We start from the raw sequence: 23,357 nt of genomic DNA, 5'->3' as shown, positions 1-23,357 counted from the left end.
CAAACAAAGACCTGTCAACAGGCGCGAGACCATGAGGACAAGTGAACCATGCAGGACGACACCGATCCATATACGCTTTCCCTGAGCGAGCTCAGACCGGCGCAATGGCTTGAGGACATGCAGGAGATCGGCGAGTCCTGCGGATTCTTCGAACCGCTTGGCCCACATCACAACGCGGCTTTCGTGGAGAAGGGCGACACGCTGCTGGTGAGCTTCGAATCGCTTCCGGCGATCCAGGCGCAGTCTGAAGAGGCGCGCCCGATCGGATTCGACCTCGCGCGCGACAAGGACTGGTCCTGCCTGACGGTGATCTGCAACCGCGACACGTGGTTCCGCGATGCCGAGGTCTACGGCTTTTTCGACCAGCTGACCGATGACGGCTTTTTTGACGATTTCGAACAGGTGATCTTTTTCGGTGCCGGTCCCTGCGGCTATGCCGCGTGCGCGTTCTCCGTCGCCGCCCCCGGTGCGACGGTGATCGCCCTTGAACCACAGGCCACGCTCGATCCGCGCATGACAGAGTGGGATGACCGCTTCGCGCATATGCGCCGAACGGATTTCACCGACCGCTACGGCTATGCGCCCGACATGCTCGAAGCCGCATCATCGGGCTACATCCTCTACGATCCCAGCGACCGTCCGGGCGCGATGCATGCAGCGCTGCTCCAGCGGCCCGGCGTCACCCGGTTCCGCGCGCGACATCTGGGCGGCGGAATGCAGCTCAATCTCTCCCAGATGGGTGTGCTGAACAGGCTTGTCGCGGCGGCAGCGGACGGCACGCTCGATACCCAGCTTTTTGCAAAGCTCTACCGCGCGCGCCGGTCGCATGCGATCTATTGCAAGAAGCTGTTTGCCACGCTCGAAGCGCAGGACCGCCCCGCGCTGGCCGAGTCCGTGTGCACCTATATCGTCGATCAATTCGGTGCGCCGCGCTACCGGCGCAAACTCAAGGCATTCAGGCAAGCGCGGACCGGCGAAACCGACACCGCCGAGGACTAGGCTCTGGAACCGATCCGCTCTGCGTGCTACGCGGCGGACATGACTCAGACGCTGACCCTTCGCACCCCCGACGACTGGCACCTGCACCTGCGCGATGGCGCCATGCTGCGTGCCGTCGCGCCGGAAACCGCCCGGCATTTTGCCCGCGCGATCATCATGCCGAACCTTGTGCCCCCTGTCGTCACCGGCGCGGATGCCGCCGCCTATCGCGACCGCATCCTGGCGGCCCTGCCCAAGGGGTCAGGCTTCACGCCACTGATGACGCTGTACCTGACCGAAGACACCGACCCAGCGGATCTTGCGCAAGCGCATGCCGACGGGCTGATCACGGCGGTCAAGCTTTACCCCGCCGGGGCCACCACCAATTCGGCCTCGGGTGTGACGAATTTCGACAAGGTGCGCCCGGTACTGGAGACGATGGCCGAAATCGGCTGCCCGCTCTGTGTTCATGGCGAAGTGGTGGACAGCGACATCGACATTTTCGACCGTGAGGCGGTGTTCATCGAGCGGGTGCTTGATCCGATCCGCCGCGCCACCCCCGGATTGCGGGTGGTGATGGAGCACATCACGACGATGCAGGGTGTGGAATATGCGTCGGAAGGTGGACCCGAGCTTGGGGCCACGATCACGACGCATCACCTCGTGATCAATCGCAACCATATCCTCGCCGGAGGGATCAAGCCGCACTACTACTGCCTTCCCGTCGCGAAGCGCGAGGAACACCGGCTTGCCCTGCGCCGCGCCGCAACCAGCGGCGATCCGACCTTTTTCCTTGGCACCGACAGTGCGCCGCATACGGATGCGAACAAGCTTCTGCCCTGTGGCTGTGCGGGCTGTTTCACCGCGACCAACACGTTGTCCATCCTTGCCGAGGTGTTCGAACAGGACGGCGCGCTGGACCGGCTGGAAAGCTTCACCAGCCTGAACGGCCCCAAATTCTACCGTCTGCCACCGAACGAGAGCACGATCACTTTGACCAAGGGCGCTCCGGTCACGTATCCAGATCACATCGACACCGGCGATGGCCCGGTGACCGTGTTCGATCCGTTGATGCCCCTGCACTGGCGGGTCTCAACCTAGCGCAGCGTGCACCGCAGCTCGGATGACGCTGAACGCGCCCATTCTGTGGGCGCTGCGTGACGGCTTGCCTACAAAACCGGCACAACCGGACATTCCCCAGACATTTCGAACGATGCTTTACGACTTTGGTCGTAGTCGCGCTACCATGGTGATGGGAGGACAAGCGCGAAAGGGCCTCCCATGGAGCAGTTGATTGATGCCTTGCTGGAGTGGATCGGCGATCACAGCCAGTATGATACGGCGAACCTGCCGCATCCGATTGTCCTGCAGCTGACACCGCACGAACTGACACGCGAATATTACACCGGCGTTGCGCATCTCATGCCGGATGACGGTGTCGATGAGCGTGTCAACGCGCTCTATGCGGCGACAGACGGCCCTTACGGCACGATCTACCTTCTGTCGGCCGAATTCTACACGGATGTCGAACATTTCGACGATCCGATGGACAATCCGCTGTGGCGCGAGGTCCTGCTGCACGAACTCGTGCACCATGTGCAATGGCAGAGCGGTGCAGCGGATGCGTGGCTCTGTCCGGCTCAGGGCGAGACGGAAGCCTATGCTCTTGGGGGGCGTTATCTCACGGGACAGGCGGCAGACGACCCGATGCCGAACCGGAACTTCTGGGGTATGGTCTACAGCCGCTGCTGACCCCGACCGACGTCCCGCGACGTGTCACCGGCCAGAGCGGACGGTCCTCACGGGATCCGCAAAAAGAATCAGCTGACCCGCCGAAAATCCGTTTGTTTGCCTGAATTCTGTGCATCCGCATCGTACACCGAACAGCTCTGCTATGCCCTCAACCCCCTGTTTTTCTGCATATTCCCAAGCGGAATGGATGCCATGTCATCACGTGGCTAGAGTGTAAACTTAAGATTACAATTGCTACTGTCAGTTTTTTATTACACACTGGGTCAAAATGTCTTTCATGAGGTTTCTGATCGGCCCTCAAGGGGTGCAGGCCGATCGACACGGGCGTCCCGCCCAAGTCCACAGCGCTCCGAAACCAACTCGAACCAACCCGTAGAAGGAGTTCACAATGTCAACAGACGACGAAGACAAGGTCTGGCCGACCGGTTTGACCTTGAAAGAGGCCGAGGAGGTCCACAGCTACCTGATTGATGGCACACGCGTGTTCGGTGCGATCGCATTGCTGGCGCACTTCCTTGTGGCCGTGTCCACACCCTGGCTCGGATAACGGAGACACAGCATGAACAACGCAAAAATGTGGCTCGTCGTCCCCCCCGCGGTGGGCGTTCCCATCTTCCTCGGCGCGGTTGCCGTCGGTTCCTTTGCCGTGCACGTTGCCGTGCTCAGCAAGGTCGACTGGTACAACAACTACCTCGTCGGCGAAGAGCTGAGCAGCACCGAAGCTTCGGCGCAGCTCCTTGCTCCGAAGTCGGATACGGCCAAGGCCAGCTATGCGGTACCGCAGCAAGATGGCAGCCTGCAGGTCACGATCATCCTCCCGGATGGGACGTCGACACAGGCCTTGATCCAGCCATCCCAGTTGCAACCCGAGTTGTAACCGCATCGCAGTAATGTGGACCCGGCCAATCGTGCCGGGCCCGCATTCCCCGGATCTCAGCCGCCTGCACCGTCCTGTTGTGGCGCGGCCCTGAAAAAGGTGCTCCGGAATGTTCGACTACCGTCGCATCGTTCTGCACAGACTGGCGACCATCGGCCCGCGCTATCTTCCCTTTGCGGATGTCGCCTCGGACGGCGTGCCGCTGTCGCGCCTGCTGCGGCTGTCGCTGTTCCAGGTGACGGTTGGCATGGCTCTGGTTCTGCTGGTCGGAACCCTGAACCGCGTGATGATCGTCGAATTGTCGGTCCCGGCCAGCCTTGTCGGCACGATGCTGGCGCTGCCCATTCTCTTTGCGCCGTTCCGGGCCCTTATCGGGTTCAAATCCGACATGCACAAATCCGCGCTGGGTCTGCGCCGCCTGCCCTATATCTGGAAAGGCACGCTTTACCAGTTCGGTGGCTTTGCCATCATGCCCTTCGCCCTGCTGGTCCTGTCCGGCTATGGCGAGGCCTACGATGCCCCGCGCTGGATCGGTTACAGTTCCGCCGGACTGTCCTTCCTCCTGGTCGGCGCGGGCGTGCACATCGTGCAGACGGTTGGCCTCGCCCTAGCGACGGATCTCGTCGAGGAGGCCGATCAGCCCAAAGTGGTCGGCCTGATGTATGTCATGCTTCTGTTCGGCATGGTGCTGAGCGCGATCATCTATGGAATCCTTCTGGAAAACTATTCGCCGGGTCGCCTGGTGCAGGTCATCCAGGGGTCTGCCGTCGTGACCGTCGCGCTGAATTTCCTGGCCATGTGGAAACAGGAGGCACGAGACCGCGTTCGGGCCAAAGCCATGGAAGTGGCGCCGAACGTCGCCTTTCGTGACGCATGGGCGCAATTGATGCAGAATGCAGGCATGCTGCGGCTGCTGCTGGTCATCGCCCTTGGCACGTTCGGTTTCGGCATGGCGGATGTGCTTCTCGAACCCTATGGCGGCGAAGCTCTGGGCCTGTCGGTTGCCAGCACGACGAAACTCACGGCGCTGCTCGCGGGTGGCACTCTGCTGGGCTTTGGCATTGCGTCGCGCACGCTGGGCAATGGCGGCGCGCCGTCCTCGACATCGCTGACCGGCGCGCTGATCGGCATTCCCGGCTTTGCCGCCATCATCTTTTCCGCCTATGGCGGCGGCACGACGGCCTTTCTGGCCGGCACGCTGATGATCGGCCTAGGCGCGGGCCTGTTCGGCCATTCGACCCTGACCGCGACGATGCGCGCCACGCCGAAGGAAAAGGTCGGGCTGGCACTTGGTGCCTGGGGCAGCGTTCAGGCGACGGCGGCCGGGATCGGCATGGCGCTTGCCGGATGGGCACGCGACCTGATTGTCGCCCTTCCGTCCGGCGACAATGGCCTTGCCGTCGAAACGCCCTACAACGTTGTATTCTCCATGGAGATGGCGTTCCTTGTGCTCGCCGTACTCCTGATTTTCCCGCTCGCGGGCCGGGGAGACCTGTCACGGGCCCCACGTGCTGCAGCATCCTCGCAATCCAACCCGGTGGAGGCACCATGACGACGATTATCACTCGGTACTTCGACAGCGCAGATCAGGCCCAATCTGCGAAACGCAAACTCATGTATACGTATAACGTGTCGCCCGCCATCATCCGGATCTATTCCGACAAGAAGGGTCTGGCCAAAACGTTGCAGGCCGCGAATGTCGTGCCGGAAACGGCAAAGGCCTATGAGGCCCGGATGTCTTCGGGTGGGGCGGTGCTGATGGTGCGCGGCAAGTACTCGCCGCTGGGCGTGGCCAAGATCACCCGCAGGGTCGCCGCTGAAAAAGGTGCGGTGGCCATGGGCGACCTCAACCAGGACCATTTCGTCAAGGATGCGCGCGGACGCGGGCTGAGCATCCTGCCCGAACATCCGCATATCCTGCTTCGTCAGAAAGACCCGTCCGAGCGCAATCACTACATGGCGGACTGGCCGATCCCCCTGATCAGCCGCCGCAAGCCCTATGACGAGATGGCGATCTCCCGCCACGGCCGCATGGCAAACTGGCCGATCCCACTGCTCAGCCGCCGCAAGCCGGCGGACAAGTTCGCCTTCCCGCGTCACGCACGCATGGCCAATTGGCCGCTTCCGCTGATCAGCCACCGCAAGCCCTGGGACAAGTTCGCCTTCCCCCGCCACGCACGCATGGCGAATTTCCCGCTTCCGCTCATCAGCCGCCGCAAACCGTGGGACAAGTTCGCCTTCCCGCGTCACATGCGGATGGCAAACTGGCCCTTCCCGCTGCTGATCAACGGGGAAGAGCATACCAATGCGATCATTCCGGGGGCACCGCATCAGGCGGATTTCCCGATCCCATTGCTGAGCGACCGCGAACCTTATGACGGCTTTGCCTTCCCGCGCCATGCCCGCATGGCCAACTGGCCGATCCCGCTCATCAGCCGTCGCAAACCCTCGACCAAGTCGATCTTTCCGCGGCATGCCCGGATGGCGGACGTGTTCCTGCCGCTGGTGATCCGTCGCCCGCAGGACAGCGAAAGCGGCTGGTCCTTTTCCAAGATGCTGGGGCTGCCGACACTCAAGCGGCGCTGATCTCGACCTGTAGAACGTCACGCAAAGGGCGGGAGGCTGACCATGCCACCCGCCCTTTTCCTCTGCGGCAAAACCCGCTAGAGCGGCGCAAACCGACCCGAGGACCTGCGCCATGATCCCCACCTCCTACCCGTCCCCCGAAGAGATCGCCCGCCTGACCGCGCGGATGCTGCTGGAGATCGGCGCAGTCAACTTCCGGCCCGAAGACCCGTTCATCCTCGCCTCCGGCCTGCCCTCGGCCACCTATATCGACTGCCGCAAGCTGATCTCGTTCCCGCGCATCCGGTCAACCCTGATGGATTTCCTGACCGTGACGGTCATGCGCAATGCCGGGTTCGAAGCCTTCGACAACATCGCCGGTGGCGAAACGGCGGGCATTCCCTTTGCCGCACTGGTGGCCGAGCGCATGGCGCTGCCCATGACCTATGTCCGCAAGAAGCCCAAAGGCTATGGCCGCAACGCCCGCATCGAAGGGGCCATGACCGAAGGCCAGCGCGTGCTGCTGGTCGAAGACCTGACGACCGACGGCGGATCGAAGCTGAGCTTTGTGGATGCCATCCGCGAAACCGGCGCGACCTGTGCGCATACGGCGGTGATCTTCTACTACGACATCTTCCCGGAAACGACCAAGACGCTGGGCGATCACGGCGTGACTCTGCACCATCTCTGCACATGGTGGGACGTGTTGGCCGAAGCCCGTGCGCAGGGGGCCTTCGATGCCGCCACGCTGACCGAGGTCGAAGCCTTCCTCAAAGCGCCCCGCGCGTGGCAGGACGCCCGAAAGTAACCGTACTGTAGACCGGGCAGCCCAGCGTCTGGCGCAGCGCCCCGATCAGATCGTCAAGCGTTTCGGCATGCACGTAGGTCCCGCCGGTCTGATCCGCGAGGCAGCGTGCGACGGGCTCCACCGCCGTGTCGGCCGGCTGGTCCGGCCAGGCGAAATGTTCGCCCCGGACCCGGAAGCCGATCACGTGCACCGTCATGTCCGCACCCCGCACAAGATCCGCCGCCAACGCACAGGGCGCGCCACCGCACGTGTCCTTTCCGTCGGTCACAAGCACGATCACGCCGGGCTTGTTGGTATAATCCAGCACGGCAGCCGCCTGAGCGATGGCATCGGTCTGGGGTGTTTCCCCCTCGGGCTCAAGACGCTCGACCTCGGAAATCATGCGATCCGCGGCATCGGGCACCGGAGCAAAGCGCAGTTGCACACTGTCGCACTGGGCCTTGGCGCCGGGTCCGTAGGTGATCAACCCCATGCGGCGCACGGGCGCCACTTGCGGCATGACGGTCCGCATGGCACGGCGCGCGTCGAGAATGCGCGGCTCGTCCAGAAGATTGAATCCCATCTCGGCCATCGACCCCGATCCGTCGAAGACGACCATCGCATCGCGGGCGCATCCCTGCTGAGCATGCAGCGGGGCGATGCCCACACCGAGCGCCAAGACCGAAGCCAGAATCGATTTCATGGATCAACGCCTTTTCCAGTGAAGGCACCAGCCTCGCATGCCGTCGCTTCGTTTGTAAATAATTTGTAACGGTCGACATCGGCTGCTTGCCGCGTGTCGAACGGGACACAGAACGCCTCAGCCGACACCAGATGTTGACGCAGGACGCCGTCATCGCGCAAGATAGGCGAAACCCACAGGCCCACAGTTTATCCACAGGATATACATTTTGCCCTTCGCCGGACATATCGCTACCTCGGAGCCGGGACAATCAGGGGGTGCAGCATGAACGAGATCACGACATTCAATCCAACCGGTGCCGAGATCACGAACCCCGAAACCATGCCGCACTCGATCGAGGCCGAGCAGCAATTGCTGGGCGCGATCCTGACCAATAACGACGTGTTCGACCGCGTGGCGTCAATCATCGGGCCGCAGCATTTCTACGATCCGGTGCATGCCCGCATCTTCGAAATCGCCTCTGCGCGCATTGCCAAGAACAATCTCGCGTCGCCGGTTACCCTCAAGGCGTTCATGGAAGATGACGAGGGTCTCAAGGAATTGGGCGGGCCGGCCTATCTCGTGCGTCTGGCCGGTGCCGCGATCAGCTCGTTCGCCGTGCGCGACTATGCCCAGATGATCTATGATCTGGCCGTGCGCCGGGATCTCATCGCGCTGGGGCGCGACATCAGTGCAAAGGCGGCCAAGGTCGATGTCTCTTCCGAGCCGCGCGAACAGATCGTCGAAGCCGAACAGGCGCTTTACAAGATGGCCGAACAGGGCCGCAGCGAGAGCGGATTTCAAAGCTTTCTCAAGGCCGTAACGGACGCTGTTAATGTCGCGAACGCCGCTTATCAACGCGAAGGTGGTCTGGCAGGCATCTCGACCGGGCTGGTCGACATGGACCGCAAGCTGGGCGGCCTGCACAAATCCGACCTGCTGATTCTCGCCGGACGCCCCTCCATGGGCAAGACGTCGCTTGCCACCAACATCGCCTTCAACATCGCCAAGGCCTATCGCAAGGGCATCCGCCCGGATGGCACGGAAGGCACGGTCGAAGGCGGCGTTGTGGGCTTCTATTCCCTCGAAATGAGCGCCGAGCAGCTGGCCGCGCGGATCCTGTCGGAAGCGGCCGAAGTGCCGTCCGAACAGATCCGCCGCGGCGACATGACGGAAACCGAATTCCGCCGCTTCGTCGATGCCGCGAAATCGCTCGAAGCCTGCCCGCTCTATATCGACGACACCCCAGCCCTTCCCATCAGCCAGCTGGCCGCTCGCGCCCGCCGTCTGAAACGGACGCATGGGCTGGATGTGCTGATCATCGACTACCTTCAGCTGGTGAAGGGCACCGGCAAGGGCGACAACCGGGTGAACGAGATCTCGGAAATCTCGCAGGGTCTCAAGGCGATTGCCAAGGAACTCGACATCCCGGTGATCGCGCTGTCGCAGCTGTCGCGTCAGGTGGAAAGCCGCGAGGACAAACGCCCGCAGCTTTCGGACCTGCGGGAATCGGGCTCCATCGAACAGGACGCCGACGTCGTGATGTTCGTGTTCCGCGAGGAATACTACAAGGAGCGCGAAAAACCCGGCGAACATGATCTCGAGAAAATGGCTGCCTGGCAGGAAGAGATGGAGCGCCTGCACGGCCGCGCCGAGGTCATCATCGGCAAGCAGCGTCACGGTCCCATCGGCACGGTCGAGCTGAGCTTCGAGGGCCGCTTCACCCGCTTTGGCAATCTTATCAAGCCGTGGCAGCAAGGCGCGGACGACATCTGATCCGGCCGCGGCACACACGCCGCGTTATCAATTCCGCCGCACTGGCCCGGCAAAGCGGGCCGGCACCGTTTTCCCGCTTGACCCACCGCACGGACACGCACAAACACCGCCCATGGCACAGGCTGTTCTAACGATTGATCTGGGTGCGATTTGCGCCAACTGGCGGGCACTTGCAGCGATGAACGCGGGCGAAACCGCGGCCGTCGTGAAAGCAAACGCCTATGGGCTGGGGGCGTCCAGGGTCGCCAAGGCCCTGGCCGAGGAAGGCGCGCGTACTTTCTTTGTCGCACAGGCCGAAGAAGGCGTCGAGCTGCGCAAGGCGCTCGGCGCAGGGCCGACCATCTGCGTCTTTGGCGGACACATGGATGGCGATGCACCGCTTTTGCGCGAGGCGGACCTTGTCCCGATGATCAATTCCATCGACCAGATGCTCCGCCATGTCGAAGCCCTGCCGGGGCACCGCTTCGGCATCCAGCTGGACAGCGGGATGAATCGGTTGGGAATGGAGCCTGCCGAATGGGCCGCCCTGCGCGACATCGCACTGGGACAGAAACCGGTCCTCGTGATGAGCCATCTGGCCTGCGCGGACGAGCCGAACCACGGCATGAACGAATTCCAGCTCCAGACATTCCGCCAGATGACCGACGGCATCGACGCGCCGCGATCCCTTGCGGCAACCGGTGGCACGATCCTTGGCCGCGACTACCATTTCGACATGACGCGCCCCGGCATCGGGCTTTATGGCGGCCTGCCCTTTGTCGATGCCCGTCCCGTGGTCTCTCTGTCGATCCCGGTGATTCAGGTGCGCGACGTGAACCCCGGCGAATCCGTCGGCTATGGCAACAGCTGGGTGGCCCGCGTGCCCGGCAAGATCGCCACGATTTCCGCCGGGTATGCCGATGGCATCATCCGCGCGATGGGTCCCAAGGCCCATGTCTGGGCGGGCGAGACCCGATGCAAAATCGTCGGCCGCATCTCGATGGACCTGATCGGCGTCGACGTGAGCGCGGTGAAGGCCATGCCGGACGCGGTGGAGCTGATGGGCCCCCATCAATCCATCGACACGCTGGCTGACGCAGCGGGCACCATCGGTTACGAGATCCTGACCTCGTTGGGGTCACGCTACGCACGCAGCTACATCCACACATGACGGGGCGGCGGGTATGAGCTTTTTCGAACCATCCCCGGTCCTGATCGCCTTCATCTTCGTCCAGCGCTTCGTCTTCTTCGAAGTGCTTGCCGTCCTTGCCCTGCTCCGGCTTGTCGTCGGGGGTGGACTGGCCCGCCTGCCTGCGGGTCTGGCCCTGCTGATCTCGACCGCCGCCATCTTTGCAAGCTTCGCCCCTGCGCTGAACCTCACGAGCGCGCCGCTTTACGCCGAGATCGCCCGGGCGCAGGCCGCAGGCGGCGGAGTGATGCTCCCCCTGTTCGCCTCGGCCGTGTTCGCCACCAGCCTTGCCATGCCGCAACGGCGCTGGCGCTGGATCGACGTCCTGCACCTTTTGGGACTGGTTGCCTATCTCGGTCTCTGGTTCGCAACCCGGCTCTAGAGCATGGCGGCGCTTCGGTGGATCAACCTCGCGCTGCTGATGCTCTACCCCGTCGCCTGGGCCGCGCCACTGATGCGCGCAGGTGTCCTGCCGCTCTTTGGCCTGAACGAGATCAGCGTTCTGACCGGTCTGCAGGCGCTTTGGGACACGGATATCCTGCTGGCGCTGCTGGTTGCGCTCTTTGCGTTGGTGGCACCTTACGTGAAAACCGTGGGGCTTGCCCTTGTGCAGTTCGGAGCCGTGGGCGCAGGTGCCCTGCCCGCGCTGTCGCTGATGGGCAAACTGGCGATGGCGGATGTGTTCCTGATCGCGCTCTACATCACCATCGTCAAAGGCATCGGCATCGGACGGATTGAAACCGCCTGGGGCCTATACCTGTTCACAGGCTGCATCCTTACATCGCTGGTGCTCAGCCTCGTCGAAAGCCGTCATCGCCGCGATTGATCACGCTTTCGAAACAAACTTCCGAAATGATGCCGATTGTTCACACATCCGCGCGCTGTCGGAAAAATCGTTAAAAAACAGTATGTCCACCACGGGCTTCGGCATAAAGTCGCTCATGTTGCCAAGAATTACGTGGTTACTTGGGGGTTTTCGATGGTTGGTGCGATGCGGTCGCTCGTTGTTTCGACGGGTTGGGTCCTGCAGCGGGTGATGTTTCTGTCCGTGGCGCTGCTGGGTCTTGGGGCGCTTGGATATACGCTGGCCTGCGCCTTTGGATACGCGCCATGGCTGGAAATGACCGCAACATTTGGGGGTGTCGGCTACCCTCAGGCCGGACAGATTGTGCAGATCGGGGGAACGGCGCTGCTGATCGGTTTGTGCGCGTTTCTGCCCGCAAATGCCCGGATCATGGCACTCGAAACCTCGCATCGCCGCTTCCACATCGGAATGGAAGACGTGGCACGGGCCTATCGGGCTGCGCATGCGGCTGACCGCGAGGGCGCGTTCCGGCTGAAATCCGAATTTGATTCGGTGCGCGAACGGATGGCCTATCTGCGCGATCACCCCGACCTGGCGGAACTGGAGCCATCGGTGCTCGAAATCGCAAGCCAGATGAGCCATATCTCGCGCGACCTGGCCAGCACCTATTCCGACAGCAGCCTCGAGCGCGCCCGCGATTTCCTGATCCAGCGCCAACAGGAGATTGAGGACTTCAACACCCGCCTCGACAGTGCCAAGGCCTCGGCAGCCGAGATGCGCGTCTGGATCGACAAGGTCGAGCTTGAGGAAAGCGTCGCCAAGGCCCAGCTTGACCGCCTGCAGGCGGAATTGTCCGACATCCTGCCGGAACTCTTCGACAAGGACAGCGCTCCAACCGTGCCACCGCGCAAGACCCAGAGCCTGCGCGAGGTCTCGGACCAATGGGACGAACCGCCCGATTTCCCCGACAATGACGACAACCGGATCGTGGCCCTTCTCGCGCGGCGCGCTGCCGAATAACGTCCGGCCCTACGGCACAGCTTGCAGGCCCGCACGGCTTGCGCCACAAGCGTCGTCATGGCGAAATCCTCTGCATCCTTTGTCTGCCAATCCTGCGGCAACACGACCACCAAATGGTCGGGCCGCTGCGACGCCTGCGGCGAATGGAACTCCATCGTGGAAGAGGTGCCGCTGGCCGCCGGTCCCGCCGCCAGGACGCTGGGCGCATCAAAGGGCCGGTCCCTGCCGTTAAGCGATCTCTCGGGCAACGAAGCGCCCCCACCCCGCACAACCTCGGGTCTGGACGAGCTGGACCGCGTGCTGGGCGGCGGGCTTGTCCCCGCCTCTGCCCTGCTGGTCGGCGGCGATCCCGGCATCGGCAAATCGACGCTTCTTCTGCAGGCCGCCGCCGCCTTTGCCCGTGCCGGGCTCAAGGTCGTCTACATCTCGGGCGAAGAGGCCAGCGCCCAGGTGCGCATGCGCGCGGCCCGTCTGGGTCTGCGCGACGCGCCGGTGAAACTGGCGACCGAAACCAACCTGCGCGACATTCTGACGACGCTGGAAAACGAAAAGCCGGATCTCGCCATCATCGACTCGATCCAGACCATGTGGGCCGACAACGTCGCCTCCGCCCCCGGCAGCGTGGCCCAGGTGCGCGCCTCGGCGCATGAGCTGACCAGCTTTGCCAAACGCCGCGGCACCTCGGTGATCATGGTCGGCCATGTCACCAAGGATGGCCAGATCGCCGGCCCCCGCGTGGTCGAACACATGGTCGACACCGTGCTCTATTTCGAAGGCGAACGCGGCCACCAATTCCGCATCCTGCGCGCCGTCAAGAACCGCTTTGGCCCGGCGGATGAAATCGGCGTCTTCGAGATGACCGGCGGGGGCCTGTCCGAGGTTGCGAATCCCTCCGCACTTTTCCTGAGCGAACGCGGCGATCCGTCCCCCGGATCGGCGGTCTTTGCCGGGATCGAAGGCACGCGCCCTGTTCTGGTGGAATTCCAGGCGCTTGTGGCCCCCACGCCACACAGCCAGCCACGCCGCTCTGTTGTCGGTTGGGATGGTGGCCGCCTTGCCATGATCCTTGCCGTGCTCGAAGCGCGCTGCGGCATCCCCTTTGCCGGGCTGGATGTCTATCTCAACGTGGCCGGCGGCATGAAAGTCAGCGAACCCGCCGCCGATCTGGCCGTCGCCGCAGCGATCCTGTCGGCCCGCGAAGACATCGCGCTGCCTGCCGAAACCGTGGTCTTTGGCGAAATCAGCCTCTCCGGCGCGCTGCGCCCGGTGGGACAAACCGAAAATCGGTTGAAAGAAGCGCAAAAACTTGGTTTTACCGCCGCGATAGTGCCAAAGGGTGGAACATCGGTCCCCCGCGACGGGATCGCGGCCACCGAGATCGACGCTCTGGCCAGTTTTGTGGGTGACGTGTTCGGCGCAGGGTAGCGCCATCCGTGTAAAAAGAAGGGCAAGGGACCGATGGAAGGGTTCACCATTATTGACGGCGTTGTCGCCGTCGTCATCGTTCTGTCTGCGCTTCTGGCCTACTCGCGCGGGATCGTGCGCGAAGCCATGGCCATCCTGGGCTGGGTCGCCGCCGCCGTGCTGGGTTTCATGTTCGGCCCGCAGGTGCGCCCCCTGATGACGGAAATCCCGGTCATCGGCGAATTCATGTCCGGCAGTTGCGAGCTCAGCGTGATCGGCGGCTCCGCGGCTGTCTTCACCGTGGCGCTGGTGATCATGTCGTTCTTCACCCCGCTCTTTTCCACCATCGTGCAACGCTCGGCCCTGGGCGGCGTCGATCAGGCGCTCGGATTTCTCTTCGGTGTGGCGCGCGGCATCCTGCTCGTCGCGGTGGCCTTCTTCGTCTACGAAGTGGTCATCACCTCGCAGGACATCGCGATGATCGACGACAGCCGCTCTGCCGTGGTCTTCAGCCGCTTCACCGGCCAGATCGAGGAACAGAACCCCGAACAGGCCCTTGGCTGGATCACCGCGCAATACGAGGCGCTGGTGGGCGTCTGCGATGCGCCCGGCGACAGCGACGCCTGACAAACATCAGTCAACCTGTCGCGGAACCATGATAGTTTCGTGACACTGGCGATCATGGCGCTTATGAGGGGGCATCCTCTGCTGCCACGGATTCGGAGTCCCGATTTGTCCGACACCCAGATGCCCCCCGCCCATCCGTTCGACGACGACAAACTCAAGGAAGAATGCGGAATTTTCGGCGTTGTCGGCGTGACCGACGCGGCGAATTTCGTGGCCCTTGGCCTGCATGCCCTGCAGCATCGCGGGCAAGAGGCCGGAGGGATCGTCAGCTACCATCCCGATCACGGCTTCAACAGCGCGCGCCGCTTCGGCTATGTGCGCGACAACTTCACCAGCCAGAAGCTGATGGAAACCCTGCCCGGCGAACTGGCCATCGGCCATGTGCGCTATTCCACGGCAGGCTCCAAGGGCCAGACCCAGATCCGCGACGTGCAACCCTTCTTCGGCGAGTTCTCGATGGGTGGTGCGGCGATTGCCCATAACGGCAACATCACCAATGCCGAAGCCCTGCGCCGTGAACTCATCGAACGCGGTTCGATCTTCCAGAGCTCGTCGGACAGCGAATGCATCATCCACCTGATGGCCCGCTCGCTTCAGCGCAACATCCCCGAACGCATGGAAGACGCGCTGCGCCGCGTCGAAGGCGCGTTCTCGGTCGTGGCGATGACCCGCACCAAGCTCATCGGCGTGCGCGACCCGCTGGGCGTGCGTCCGCTGGTTCTGGGCAAGATCGGCGATGGCTGGGTTCTGAGCTCGGAAACCTGCGGGCTCGACATCATCGGCGCGGACTATGTCCGCGAGATCGAGCCGGGCGAAATGGTGGTCATCACCGCCGAACACGGCGTGGAGTCGATCCGTCCCTTCCGCCCGCAGAAATCCCGGTTCTGCATCTTCGAGCACGTCTATTTCTCGCGCCCCGACAGCATCATCGGTGACCGCTCCGTCTATGAAACCCGCCGCCAGATCGGTGTGGAACTGGCGCGCGAAACCCCCATTGAGGCCGATCTGGTCTGCCCGGTGCCCGACAGCGGCACCCCCGCCGCCATCGGCTATGCACATGAGTCGGGCATTCCCTACGGAATGGGCATCATCCGCAACCAGTATATGGGCCGCACCTTCATCGAGCCGACCGAACAGATCCGCAACATGGGCGTGCGCCTCAAGCTCAACGTGAACCGCGCGCTCATCAAGGGCAAACGCGTGGTTCTGGTGGATGACAGCGTGGTGCGCGGCACCACCAGCCGCAAGATCAAGGAGATGATCCTCGACGCCGGCGCCGCCGAGGTGCATTTCCGCATCGCAAGCCCGCCCACCGCCTGGCCCTGTTTTTACGGCGTGGATACGCCCCAGCGCGAAAAGCTGCTGGCCGCCACCATGTCCGAGGACGAGATGCGCGACCATCTCGGCGTCGACAGCCTCAAGTTCATCTCGCTCGACGGCCTCTACCGCGCCGTGGGCGAAGCCTCGGGTCGCGACGCCAAATCCCCGCAATATTGCGACGCGTGTTTCTCGGGCGAATACCCGGTGAAACCGTCCGACATGGTGGAAAAAGGCTTCCAGATGAAGGCGGCCGAGTAACCCTCGGCAGCCTTCCGCGCAGGGTGCGGGCACCCCCTGTTCATCGCCCGCAAAAGCGCCCATGTGGCCGGTCTGGCGCAACAACAGACCGTGACATATGGCACAGGACACCACCCCTCCCCAGGTCGCCGCAACGGCGACCCAGACCACCAATGACCTTGGCGACTCCGTGACCCTGCTGGGCACGTTCGGCAGCCAGAGCGACCCGCAGGCGCTGCTGAAACTGCGCGGCGGCAAGACAGCCACCGTCTCGCGCGGCGATCGCGTGAACGGTCAGACCGTCGTCGCCATCGAGGACGGCCGCGTGGCGCTGGCCCGCAACGGCACCGCGCATTGGATCGACATGCCCGCGCCGAACTCCTGATCTTCTCTGGTTCGAAAATACTTCGGGGGAGTCGCGCTTGCGCGACGGGGGCAGCGCCCCCAATCCCCTCTCCATAAAGAAAAACCCCCGCCGATCACTCGACGGGGGCATCTTTTACCGTCTGGTAAAATCCATCAGGCGCGGCGTGCCGCCAGCGCTTTCCACGCCCCGGTCACCACCAGTGCCGCGATCACCGCCTTGACGGCATCACCGATCAGGAAGGGCGCGATGAAGTAGGCCCAGTAATAGCCGATCTCCTGACCGACCCAGCCCGCCTCGACGCCGCTCACCGACGCAACCGCCATCGGCCACGCGATACCGGGGATGTAGAGAAGTGCTGCCAGCACCAGCGTCACCAGCGCGGTCGACACAAAGCCCTTCGCGATACCGCGATCCGCCGCCAGACCGGCCAGTCCCGCCATAAGGACAAAGCCGAGAAGGAAGCCCGCGGTCGGACCGGCAAAGGCCAGACCGTTCATGCCGCCCGCGAAAACCGGCAGACCCATTGCGCCGTAGCCCAGATAGGTCACCAGCGTCGCGGTGCCGAGCCGTGCGCCAAAGCTCAGGCCGACGATCAGGATCGCCAGCGTCTGCAGCGTCATCGGAACCGGAAAGAACGGCACCGACACCTGCGTCGCCGCCGCGATGAAGGCCGCACCGCCGAGCGCGAGCAGCGCCTGACGGAACAGAGTGGTCTTGCCCAAGGCAGCTTGCGTCAATGTCATGGCGAATGTCCCTCATGTCTCTGATATTTGCCCCAGTTAATTCTGCAAATGCAGCATTGAGTCAAGCACTGCCCTCTTGCGGGCGGGGCGGCAAAAAGGCATGTGACAGGACATGACGGACACAACTCGCCCTCTCGCGCTGGTCACCGGCGCTTCACGCGGTCTTGGCTTTGCGCTGGCAGAGGCCTTGGCCGACACGCATCACATCATCGCCGTCGCGCGCACCGTGGGCGGACTGGAAGAGCTGGATGACCGCATCCAGTCCAAAGGCGGCAGCGCCACGCTGGCGCCGATGGACATCACCAAGCCCGATGCGATGGCGCAGCTTTGCCGCTCGGTACATGACCGCTGGGGCCAAATTTCGCTTTGGGTGCACACGGCGATCCACGCGGGGCCGCTTTCGCCCGTGGATCACCTCGACCAGAAGGACTGGGCAAAATCGGTGTCGATCAATCTCGACGCGATGTCCCATCTTGTGCCCTATATTGCACCGCTTCTGAAACGCGACGGCAGCGCGGTGTTCTTTGACGACCCGCATGGCGGCGAAAAATTCTTCGGCCATTACGGCACCACCAAATCGGCGCAGATCGCGCTGGCGCGGTCCTGGCAGGCCGAGACGGTCTCGATCGGGCCCAAGGTCAAAATCCTCACGCCAAACCCGATGGCGACCCATGTGCGGGCCCGGTTCTTTCCCGGCGAAGACCGCAGCGCGCTGGCCCTGCCCGCCGATGAAGCGGCGCGGCTCTTGCCCGAGATCCTCGCCGATTGAGCCGGGGGCCGGATGCGCCCTCGCATCCGGGATTTTGCGTCAACGCAAAATCCGCGCCCGATCCAAACCGGCGGATGCTTGCCGCAGGGCGGGGCTTGGCCTATTCAGGACAAAAGCAAGGCAGAGCAGATGCGCATACTCATCACCAATGACGACGGGATCAACGCACCGGGGCTGAAAGTGTTGGCCGAGATCGCCCATGATCTCGCTGGCCCCGATGGCGAGGTCTGGACCGTGGCCCCCGCCTTTGAACAATCCGGCGTCGGGCATTGCATCAGCTACACACATCCGATGATGGTCAGCGAAATGGGCGACCGCCGCTTTGCCACCGAAGGCAGCCCGGCGGATTGTGTGCTGGCGGGCCTGCATGACGTCATGGCCGACTGTCCCCCCGATCTGGTTCTCTCCGGGGTCAACCGGGGCAACAACTCGGCCGAGAACGCGCTCTATTCCGGCACGCTGGGCGGCGCGATGGAAGCCGCACTTCAGGGCATCCCGGCGATTGCGCTGTCGCAGTATTACGGCCCCGACAATGCGCAGGCCGACGACCCGTTCGAGGCCGCGCGGGTCCACGGGACCGAAGTCATTCGGCGGATTCTTGCCCACGATCCGAAAGATCAGACCGGCTACCGCCTGTTCTACAACGTGAACTTCCCGCCCGTCCTGGCCGATGCGGTGAAAGGCACCCGGATCACCCCACAGGGCATCCGCGAAGGCACGCGGTTTTCCGTCGAGCCGCACAACTCTCCATCTGGGCGCCGCTTTCTCTGGATCAAGGGCGGCGACCAGCGTGCGCCCACCGCACCGGGCAGCGATGCGTCCGAGAACCTTGCCGGCTATATCAGCATCACACCGATGCGCGCCGACCTGACCGCCTCGGACCAGCTCAGCGCCATGCAGGACGCCTTTCGCTGATGGAGAATGCGGAACTCAAGATGCAGTTCCTCTATGCCCTTCGCTCTCGTGGCGTGACCAATGCCGCCGTTCTTACCGCGATGGAGCAGATCGACCGCGCGCCCTTCATTCGCGGTTATTTCGCCGAACGCGCCTATGAAGACATGCCCCTGCCCATCGCCTGCGGCCAGACCATCAGCCAGCCCTCGGTTGTGGGTCTGATGACACAGGCGCTGGAAGTGAGCCCGCGCGACACGGTGCTGGAGGTGGGGACAGGCTCGGGCTACCAGGCCGCGATCCTGAGCCAGCTGGCCCGCCGCGTCTACACCGTCGACCGCCATCCCCGTCTGGTGCGCGAGGCACGCGAGGTCTTCGACCAGCTTGGTCTGACCAATGTCACCGCGTTTACTGCCGATGGCAGTTTCGGTCTGCCGGACCAGGCCCCCTTCGACCGCATCCTTGTCACGGCCGCCGCAGAAGACCCACCCGGGCCGCTGTTGGCGCAGCTCAAGGTGGGGGGCATCATGGTGCTGCCCGTCGGTCAATCGGACGCCGTGCAGCATCTGATCCGGGTGCGACGCACCCCCGACGGTCTGGATTACGACGAATTGAGGCCCGTTCGCTTTGTCCCGCTTGTCGAGGGGGTAGCCCGCGACGGGTAATCGGGGCATACTGCCCCTCATGACGACCGGGGGACAACCGGCGCATCTGAGGATATCGACATGGCTGAAAGCAGAGTTTCCCTTCGTTCCGGTTTTCGAGTTGGCACCAGTCTCTCGGTCCTTGTGCTTCTCGCGGCCTGTTCCGAACCGCTGGATCTGGACATGCGTGGCTTGATGAATGGCGGGTTCAACACCGCTGATGCCGCACGCGCGGCCACGGCCCCGCGACCGCAACCGGACAATCGCGGCGTGATCTCCTACCCGAATTACCAGGTGGCCGTGGCCCGGCGTAGCGACACCCTGGCCCAGTTGGCCGCCCGCGTCGGACTGCCCGCCGACGAGCTGGCGCGCTACAACGGCGTGCAGACCGGCGATCCGCTGCGCGCGGGCGAAATCATCGCCCTGCCCCGCCGCGTGGCCGAGCCCTCGCCCGCAACCGGGGCAGTGACGACCGGTCCGATCCGACCGGCTTCAGAGATCGACATCACGACCCTGGCCAGCGACGCGATCGACCGCTCCGCACCGACACCCGCCGCGGCCCGCCCGGCGCCCCAGACCGGCACCGAACCGATCCGCCACCAGGTGAAGCGCGGCGAGACGGCCTTTACCATCGCCCGGCTTTACAATGTGTCCGTGCGGTCCCTGGCGGAATGGAACGGGCTCGACAGCAATTTCACCCTGCGCGAAGGCCAGTACCTGCTGATTCCCGTGGTGACAGAGGCCGCCCCCTCCGAGCCGGAAACGGCGCCCCCCCCGCCGGGCACCGGCTCCCCCACGCCCGAGCCGCCGTCGGCCTCCCAGCCTCTTCCCGAGGAAACCGCTGCTCCGGCAGCGGCAGCCGCGACTGCGGCAGCGGCCGCTCCGTTGGCGAATGTGGGCCGTCAGACGGCTGCGAGCGCCTCTGACGCGGCGATGTCCTTCCCGGTTCAGGGCAGCATCATCCGCGAATACGCAAAGGGCCGCAATGACGGCATCGACATCGGCGCGGCTGTCGGCACCTCGGTCAAGGCCGCCGCCAGCGGTCAGGTCGCAGCCATCACCCGCAACACCGACGGCATCAACATCCTTGTGATCCGGCATCCGGACAACCTGCTCACCGTCTACACCCATGTGGACAACATCACCGTGGCCAAAGGCGATGCGGTCAGCCGCGGGCAAGCTATTGCCAAGGTCGCGGATTTCGAGCCGTCCCGGGTGCATTTCGAGGTGCGCAAGGGCTTCGACAGCGTCGATCCGATGGAATACCTGCGCTGAACACCTGCGCCCGTCGCGACGCTCCCGGACGAGACTTAACGGTTTTTAAACGGGTGCCCGATTATTCTGCGAATAATCGGGGCCGCGCACGGAAAGCGCTTTTCCCAAACGGGGAAGACGGGCCTTTTTCAGGAGCGCGCGCACATCCCAGATTTCGCCGGACAACCGGTTCGCTTCTGCATGAACATCGGCCACCGCCGCGGCCACCGGACCGGGTGAGCCTTCGAACAGACCAAGCAGAAATGCATCGGGATCGGCACGGGACAGCCCCTCTTCTGCAAGAATATCTCTCGGAAAGTCCTTGGCATTGACCGTCACGATGACATCCGCATGACCCGCGATGGCCGCGGCCAGAACATGCACGTCATTCTTGTCCGGCAGCCACAATCGATCCAGCAGACCTGTCGGCGGCGTCACCTTTGCCTTGGGCCAGCGCGCTGTCACAAGCGCGATTTCGGCATCAGCCTGAACCTGACCGGCAGGACCGAGCTTGGCCGCAGCGCGCGACCATTCGCCAAGGATGCGATCGGACCAGATCGGCTCGAACAGGCCCTGCGCCGCCACACCCAGAAGCACCTCGCGCATCACCGTCGGATACAGCACGCAGGTGTCGAGGCAGACCTTCACAGCCGGAAGAACAGCGCTTTGAGGTATCCCGATTCCGCCAGTTGCGGCAGAAGCGGATGATCCGGCCCCGCCTGCCCGGTATGGATCAGTTGCGCGCGACGCCCGGCCCGGCCGATGCCGCGCAGACAGGCCCCGGTAAAGGCCGACAGATCAACAGCGTGCGAACAGGAACAGAGCACGAGATAGCCATCTTCCGCCACCAGCGGTGCCGCGAGGCGCGCCACCCGTTCATATGCCCGAAGCCCCGCGTCCCGGGCGTTGTTCGACGGCGCAAAGGCGGGCGGGTCGCAGACCACAAGATCGTACTGCGCCTGCTCTTCGCCCAATGCGGTGAGCACGGCAAAGGCATCGCCCTTGGTTGTGGTCAGGCGGTCCGCCGCCCCCATCCGGTCTGCACCCTGCGCGGCAAGCGCCAGGGCCGCCTCGGACCCGTCGACGCAGTGGGCCGACACGGCACCCCCCGCAAGTGCCGCCAGTCCGAACCCGCCGACATGGGAAAACACGTCCAGCACCCGCGCCCCCTGCGCCAGCTGCGCGGCAAAGCCATGGTTCGGACGCTGGTCGAAGAACAGCCCCGTCTTCTGCCCGCCCATCAGATCGGCCATATAGGTGGCCCCGTTCATCGCGACGGGCACCGGCGCTGTCGGCGCATCGCCCAGCAGCACGGCATCGACATCGTCCAGCCCTTCGAGACTCCGCCCGCGGCCCCCGGCGTTCTTGAGGATCGTGCTCACCCCCGTCACCTCGGCCAAGGCCGCTGCGAGCTCTGGCAGCAGCACATCCGCCCAGGCCGCATTGGGCTGCACCACGGCGATGTCGCCGAACCGGTCGATGATCACACCGGGCAGACCGTCCGCCTCGGCATGGATCAGCCGGTAGAAGGGGGCCTCGAACAGTCGTTCCCGCAAGGCAAGCGCCTTGCGCAACCGCGCCGCGAACCACGCCTGATCCGGCGCGCTGGCCTCGGGACCATCCAGAACACGGCCGATGATCTTGGAATTCGGGTTCACCGCCACCAGCGCCATCGGGCTGCGCTCTGCATCCTCGAGCACGGCGATCGAGCCCGGTGCCATCGCACGGGTGCGGCGGTCGGTGACGACCTCGTTGGCGTAAACCCAAGGGTAGCCGCGCCGGATGGCTTGCGGTTTCGTCTTGGGCAGGAGGCGCAGAACAGGCAAAGGGGACGGTGTCATACCGCCCCCTTTACGCCCCTCGCTCCAAAGGGGAAAGCTGTCTTTTCGGCTCAGAGATCGTTGATCGCCTGCAAAAGGCCCAGATTGGCGGTCACGTGGCCCCCGGGCAGCGTCAGTTCCTCGACAAAGACCTGCGACAGATGCGCGATGATGCGCGCCTTCTGGGTCTCTCCGCGCCCTTCGGCCTCGAGCGCGGCCTGTCCGCCCAGACCGTTCAGGTCTGCGTTGACCAGCTTTGACGGGCCAAGCGGCAGACCGGTGTCCAGATCCACGAGACGATACCGGAAGTCGATATCGTGGACACCTCCGACCGTGTAGCGGGCCTTTTCCGACAGCGAATGGAAGCGCGTCACCTGCACGTCCAGACGTACCGGCCGGGTGCCCTCGATGCGCGGGGCGGCAAAGCGGAGGCCCGCTTCGAACATCGCCTCGACCTGTGCATGTCGATCCCCGCGGGGCTCACCCCGCCAGACGATATCTCCAACGGGGTAATACAGATTGCGTTCGTTCACCTTGAGCGAGCGCGGCACGGTCACGGTGAAACTGTCGATCCGCACATCCGGTGGCAGTGTCCCGACCAACAGCGTGTCATCCGGCATCGCCGAGCGCGTGGCCATCGGCGCTGTGCCGCAGGCGGTCAGGCTCACGAAGAGAATCATGGCCATCAGGGATTTGAACAGGGTCGACATGACGGTGCCTCTTTTTTCGCTACCGGGCTTTGGGTGCTCAAGGGGACTGTGACCCGACAAATGGACCGGAACGGGGCAAAAACGGTACAATTTGAGGCACAGGTGTCGAACCGCGCAAGCTCGGCACGCGTGACATAGACCTTTACTGTTAGCGCTAACTT

Annotated in this window: 26 protein-coding genes; 21 read left to right on the top strand and 5 right to left on the bottom strand. The window is 63.8% G+C overall.

Annotated features, from left to right (window positions below; all coding sequences use genetic code 11):
- Positions 1-48: 48 nt before the first annotated feature.
- The 8 genes from MRY75_RS10920 to MRY75_RS10885 all read left to right on the top strand — a co-directional run bounded on the left by MRY75_RS10920 (position 49) and on the right by MRY75_RS10885 (position 6,980).
- Positions 49-999 carry a phosphoadenosine phosphosulfate reductase gene (locus MRY75_RS10920; protein WP_292307721.1) on the top strand — a complete coding sequence of 317 codons (951 nt, stop codon included), beginning with the start codon at positions 49-51 and terminating at the stop codon, positions 997-999.
- 39 nt (positions 1,000-1,038) lie between these two features.
- A complete protein-coding gene (pyrC, locus tag MRY75_RS10915; RefSeq protein WP_292307719.1) occupies positions 1,039-2,079 on the top strand; it encodes a dihydroorotase in 1,041 nt (346 codons plus the stop codon).
- A 180-nt stretch (positions 2,080-2,259) separates the two neighbouring features.
- On the top strand, positions 2,260-2,730 hold the full coding sequence (locus MRY75_RS10910; protein ID WP_292307718.1) for a hypothetical protein: 471 nt from the start codon (positions 2,260-2,262) through the stop codon (positions 2,728-2,730).
- Between the two features lie 388 nt (positions 2,731-3,118).
- On the top strand, positions 3,119-3,277 hold the full coding sequence (pufB, locus tag MRY75_RS10905) for a light-harvesting antenna LH1, beta subunit (RefSeq protein WP_292307717.1): 159 nt from the start codon (positions 3,119-3,121) through the stop codon (positions 3,275-3,277).
- 12 nt (positions 3,278-3,289) lie between these two features.
- Entirely contained in the window at positions 3,290-3,607 is a 318-nt protein-coding gene (locus tag MRY75_RS10900) for a light-harvesting protein (protein ID WP_292307715.1), read from the top strand.
- 109 nt (positions 3,608-3,716) lie between these two features.
- On the top strand, positions 3,717-5,159 hold the full coding sequence (locus MRY75_RS10895) for a PucC family protein (protein WP_292307713.1): 1,443 nt from the start codon (positions 3,717-3,719) through the stop codon (positions 5,157-5,159).
- Positions 5,156-6,193 (top strand): PucR family transcriptional regulator, encoded by a 1,038-nt coding sequence (locus MRY75_RS10890; protein WP_292307711.1) that lies wholly within the window; start codon positions 5,156-5,158, stop codon positions 6,191-6,193. The genes MRY75_RS10895 and MRY75_RS10890 overlap by 4 nt, the downstream gene beginning before the upstream one ends.
- A gap of 112 nt (positions 6,194-6,305) precedes the next feature.
- A complete protein-coding gene (locus MRY75_RS10885; RefSeq protein WP_292307710.1) occupies positions 6,306-6,980 on the top strand; it encodes an orotate phosphoribosyltransferase in 675 nt (224 codons plus the stop codon).
- Here MRY75_RS10885 and MRY75_RS10880 read toward each other — a convergent pair.
- Positions 6,943-7,662 carry a vWA domain-containing protein gene (locus tag MRY75_RS10880; RefSeq protein WP_292307709.1) on the bottom strand — a complete coding sequence of 240 codons (720 nt, stop codon included), beginning with the start codon at positions 7,660-7,662 and terminating at the stop codon, positions 6,943-6,945. The two genes, MRY75_RS10885 and MRY75_RS10880, sit on opposite strands and share 38 nt — an antisense overlap.
- 264 nt (positions 7,663-7,926) lie before the next feature.
- On the opposite strand from MRY75_RS10880, the gene MRY75_RS10875 reads away from it, so the two are divergent.
- The 9 genes from MRY75_RS10875 (at position 7,927) to MRY75_RS10835 (ending at position 16,383) form a co-directional block, all read left to right on the top strand.
- Positions 7,927-9,417, top strand: a complete 1,491-nt coding sequence (locus MRY75_RS10875; RefSeq protein WP_292307707.1) for a replicative DNA helicase — start codon at positions 7,927-7,929, stop codon at positions 9,415-9,417.
- Between the two features lie 112 nt (positions 9,418-9,529).
- Positions 9,530-10,567 (top strand): alanine racemase, encoded by a 1,038-nt coding sequence (gene alr / locus MRY75_RS10870; protein ID WP_292307706.1) that lies wholly within the window; start codon positions 9,530-9,532, stop codon positions 10,565-10,567.
- Positions 10,568-10,580: 13 nt separating this feature from the next.
- Entirely contained in the window at positions 10,581-10,967 is a 387-nt protein-coding gene (locus tag MRY75_RS10865) for a hypothetical protein (RefSeq protein ID WP_292307704.1), read from the top strand.
- A gap of 3 nt (positions 10,968-10,970) precedes the next feature.
- Positions 10,971-11,411 carry a paraquat-inducible protein A gene (locus tag MRY75_RS10860; RefSeq protein ID WP_292307703.1) on the top strand — a complete coding sequence of 147 codons (441 nt, stop codon included), beginning with the start codon at positions 10,971-10,973 and terminating at the stop codon, positions 11,409-11,411.
- A 153-nt stretch (positions 11,412-11,564) separates the two neighbouring features.
- Positions 11,565-12,410: a DNA repair protein gene (locus MRY75_RS10855; RefSeq protein WP_292307701.1), complete on the top strand. Its 846-nt coding sequence runs from the start codon at positions 11,565-11,567 to the stop codon at positions 12,408-12,410.
- Positions 12,411-12,467: 57 nt separating this feature from the next.
- Entirely contained in the window at positions 12,468-13,835 is a 1,368-nt protein-coding gene (radA, locus tag MRY75_RS10850; protein WP_292307700.1) for a DNA repair protein RadA, read from the top strand.
- A gap of 33 nt (positions 13,836-13,868) precedes the next feature.
- On the top strand, positions 13,869-14,441 hold the full coding sequence (locus tag MRY75_RS10845) for a CvpA family protein (protein ID WP_292307698.1): 573 nt from the start codon (positions 13,869-13,871) through the stop codon (positions 14,439-14,441).
- 120 nt (positions 14,442-14,561) lie between these two features.
- Entirely contained in the window at positions 14,562-16,019 is a 1,458-nt protein-coding gene (gene purF / locus MRY75_RS10840) for an amidophosphoribosyltransferase (RefSeq protein WP_292307955.1), read from the top strand.
- A 97-nt stretch (positions 16,020-16,116) separates the two neighbouring features.
- Positions 16,117-16,383, top strand: a complete 267-nt coding sequence (locus MRY75_RS10835) for an amidophosphoribosyltransferase (protein ID WP_292307696.1) — start codon at positions 16,117-16,119, stop codon at positions 16,381-16,383.
- Positions 16,384-16,517: 134 nt separating this feature from the next.
- Here MRY75_RS10835 and MRY75_RS10830 read toward each other — a convergent pair whose 3' ends face one another.
- A complete protein-coding gene (locus tag MRY75_RS10830; RefSeq protein WP_292307695.1) occupies positions 16,518-17,108 on the bottom strand; it encodes a biotin transporter BioY in 591 nt (196 codons plus the stop codon).
- 112 nt (positions 17,109-17,220) lie between these two features.
- Here MRY75_RS10830 and MRY75_RS10825 point away from each other — a divergent pair, with 112 nt between their 5' ends.
- The 4 genes from MRY75_RS10825 to MRY75_RS10810 all read left to right on the top strand — a co-directional run bounded on the left by MRY75_RS10825 (position 17,221) and on the right by MRY75_RS10810 (position 20,687).
- On the top strand, positions 17,221-17,877 hold the full coding sequence (locus MRY75_RS10825) for an SDR family oxidoreductase (protein ID WP_292307693.1): 657 nt from the start codon (positions 17,221-17,223) through the stop codon (positions 17,875-17,877).
- A gap of 129 nt (positions 17,878-18,006) precedes the next feature.
- Positions 18,007-18,792, top strand: a complete 786-nt coding sequence (surE, locus tag MRY75_RS10820) for a 5'/3'-nucleotidase SurE (RefSeq protein WP_292307692.1) — start codon at positions 18,007-18,009, stop codon at positions 18,790-18,792.
- Positions 18,792-19,433, top strand: a complete 642-nt coding sequence (locus tag MRY75_RS10815) for a protein-L-isoaspartate(D-aspartate) O-methyltransferase (protein WP_292307690.1) — start codon at positions 18,792-18,794, stop codon at positions 19,431-19,433. The genes surE and MRY75_RS10815 overlap by 1 nt, the downstream gene beginning before the upstream one ends.
- A 60-nt stretch (positions 19,434-19,493) precedes the next feature.
- The gene (locus MRY75_RS10810) at positions 19,494-20,687 is read left to right on the top strand and encodes a peptidoglycan DD-metalloendopeptidase family protein (protein ID WP_292307689.1); all 1,194 of its coding nucleotides are present in this window, start codon (positions 19,494-19,496) and stop codon (positions 20,685-20,687) included.
- Between the two features lie 45 nt (positions 20,688-20,732).
- Here MRY75_RS10810 and MRY75_RS10805 read toward each other — a convergent pair whose 3' ends face one another.
- Genes MRY75_RS10805 through MRY75_RS10795 form a run of 3 tightly spaced genes read right to left on the bottom strand, consistent with a single transcriptional unit; the run spans position 20,733 to position 23,196 of the window.
- A complete protein-coding gene (locus MRY75_RS10805) occupies positions 20,733-21,314 on the bottom strand; it encodes an RSP_2648 family PIN domain-containing protein (RefSeq protein WP_292307687.1) in 582 nt (193 codons plus the stop codon).
- Positions 21,311-22,507: an RSP_2647 family RNA methyltransferase gene (locus tag MRY75_RS10800; RefSeq protein ID WP_292307685.1), complete on the bottom strand. Its 1,197-nt coding sequence runs from the start codon at positions 22,505-22,507 to the stop codon at positions 21,311-21,313. The genes MRY75_RS10805 and MRY75_RS10800 overlap by 4 nt, the downstream gene beginning before the upstream one ends.
- Positions 22,508-22,557: 50 nt before the next feature.
- Entirely contained in the window at positions 22,558-23,196 is a 639-nt protein-coding gene (locus MRY75_RS10795) for a DUF6778 family protein (protein WP_292307684.1), read from the bottom strand.
- Positions 23,197-23,357: the final 161 nt, after the last annotated feature.

The sequence above is a fragment of the Marivita sp. genome, assembly GCF_022763305.1.
In the GTDB taxonomy this organism is placed as follows: domain Bacteria; phylum Pseudomonadota; class Alphaproteobacteria; order Rhodobacterales; family Rhodobacteraceae; genus Marivita.
This window is presented reverse-complemented; position numbering and strand designations above follow the sequence as displayed.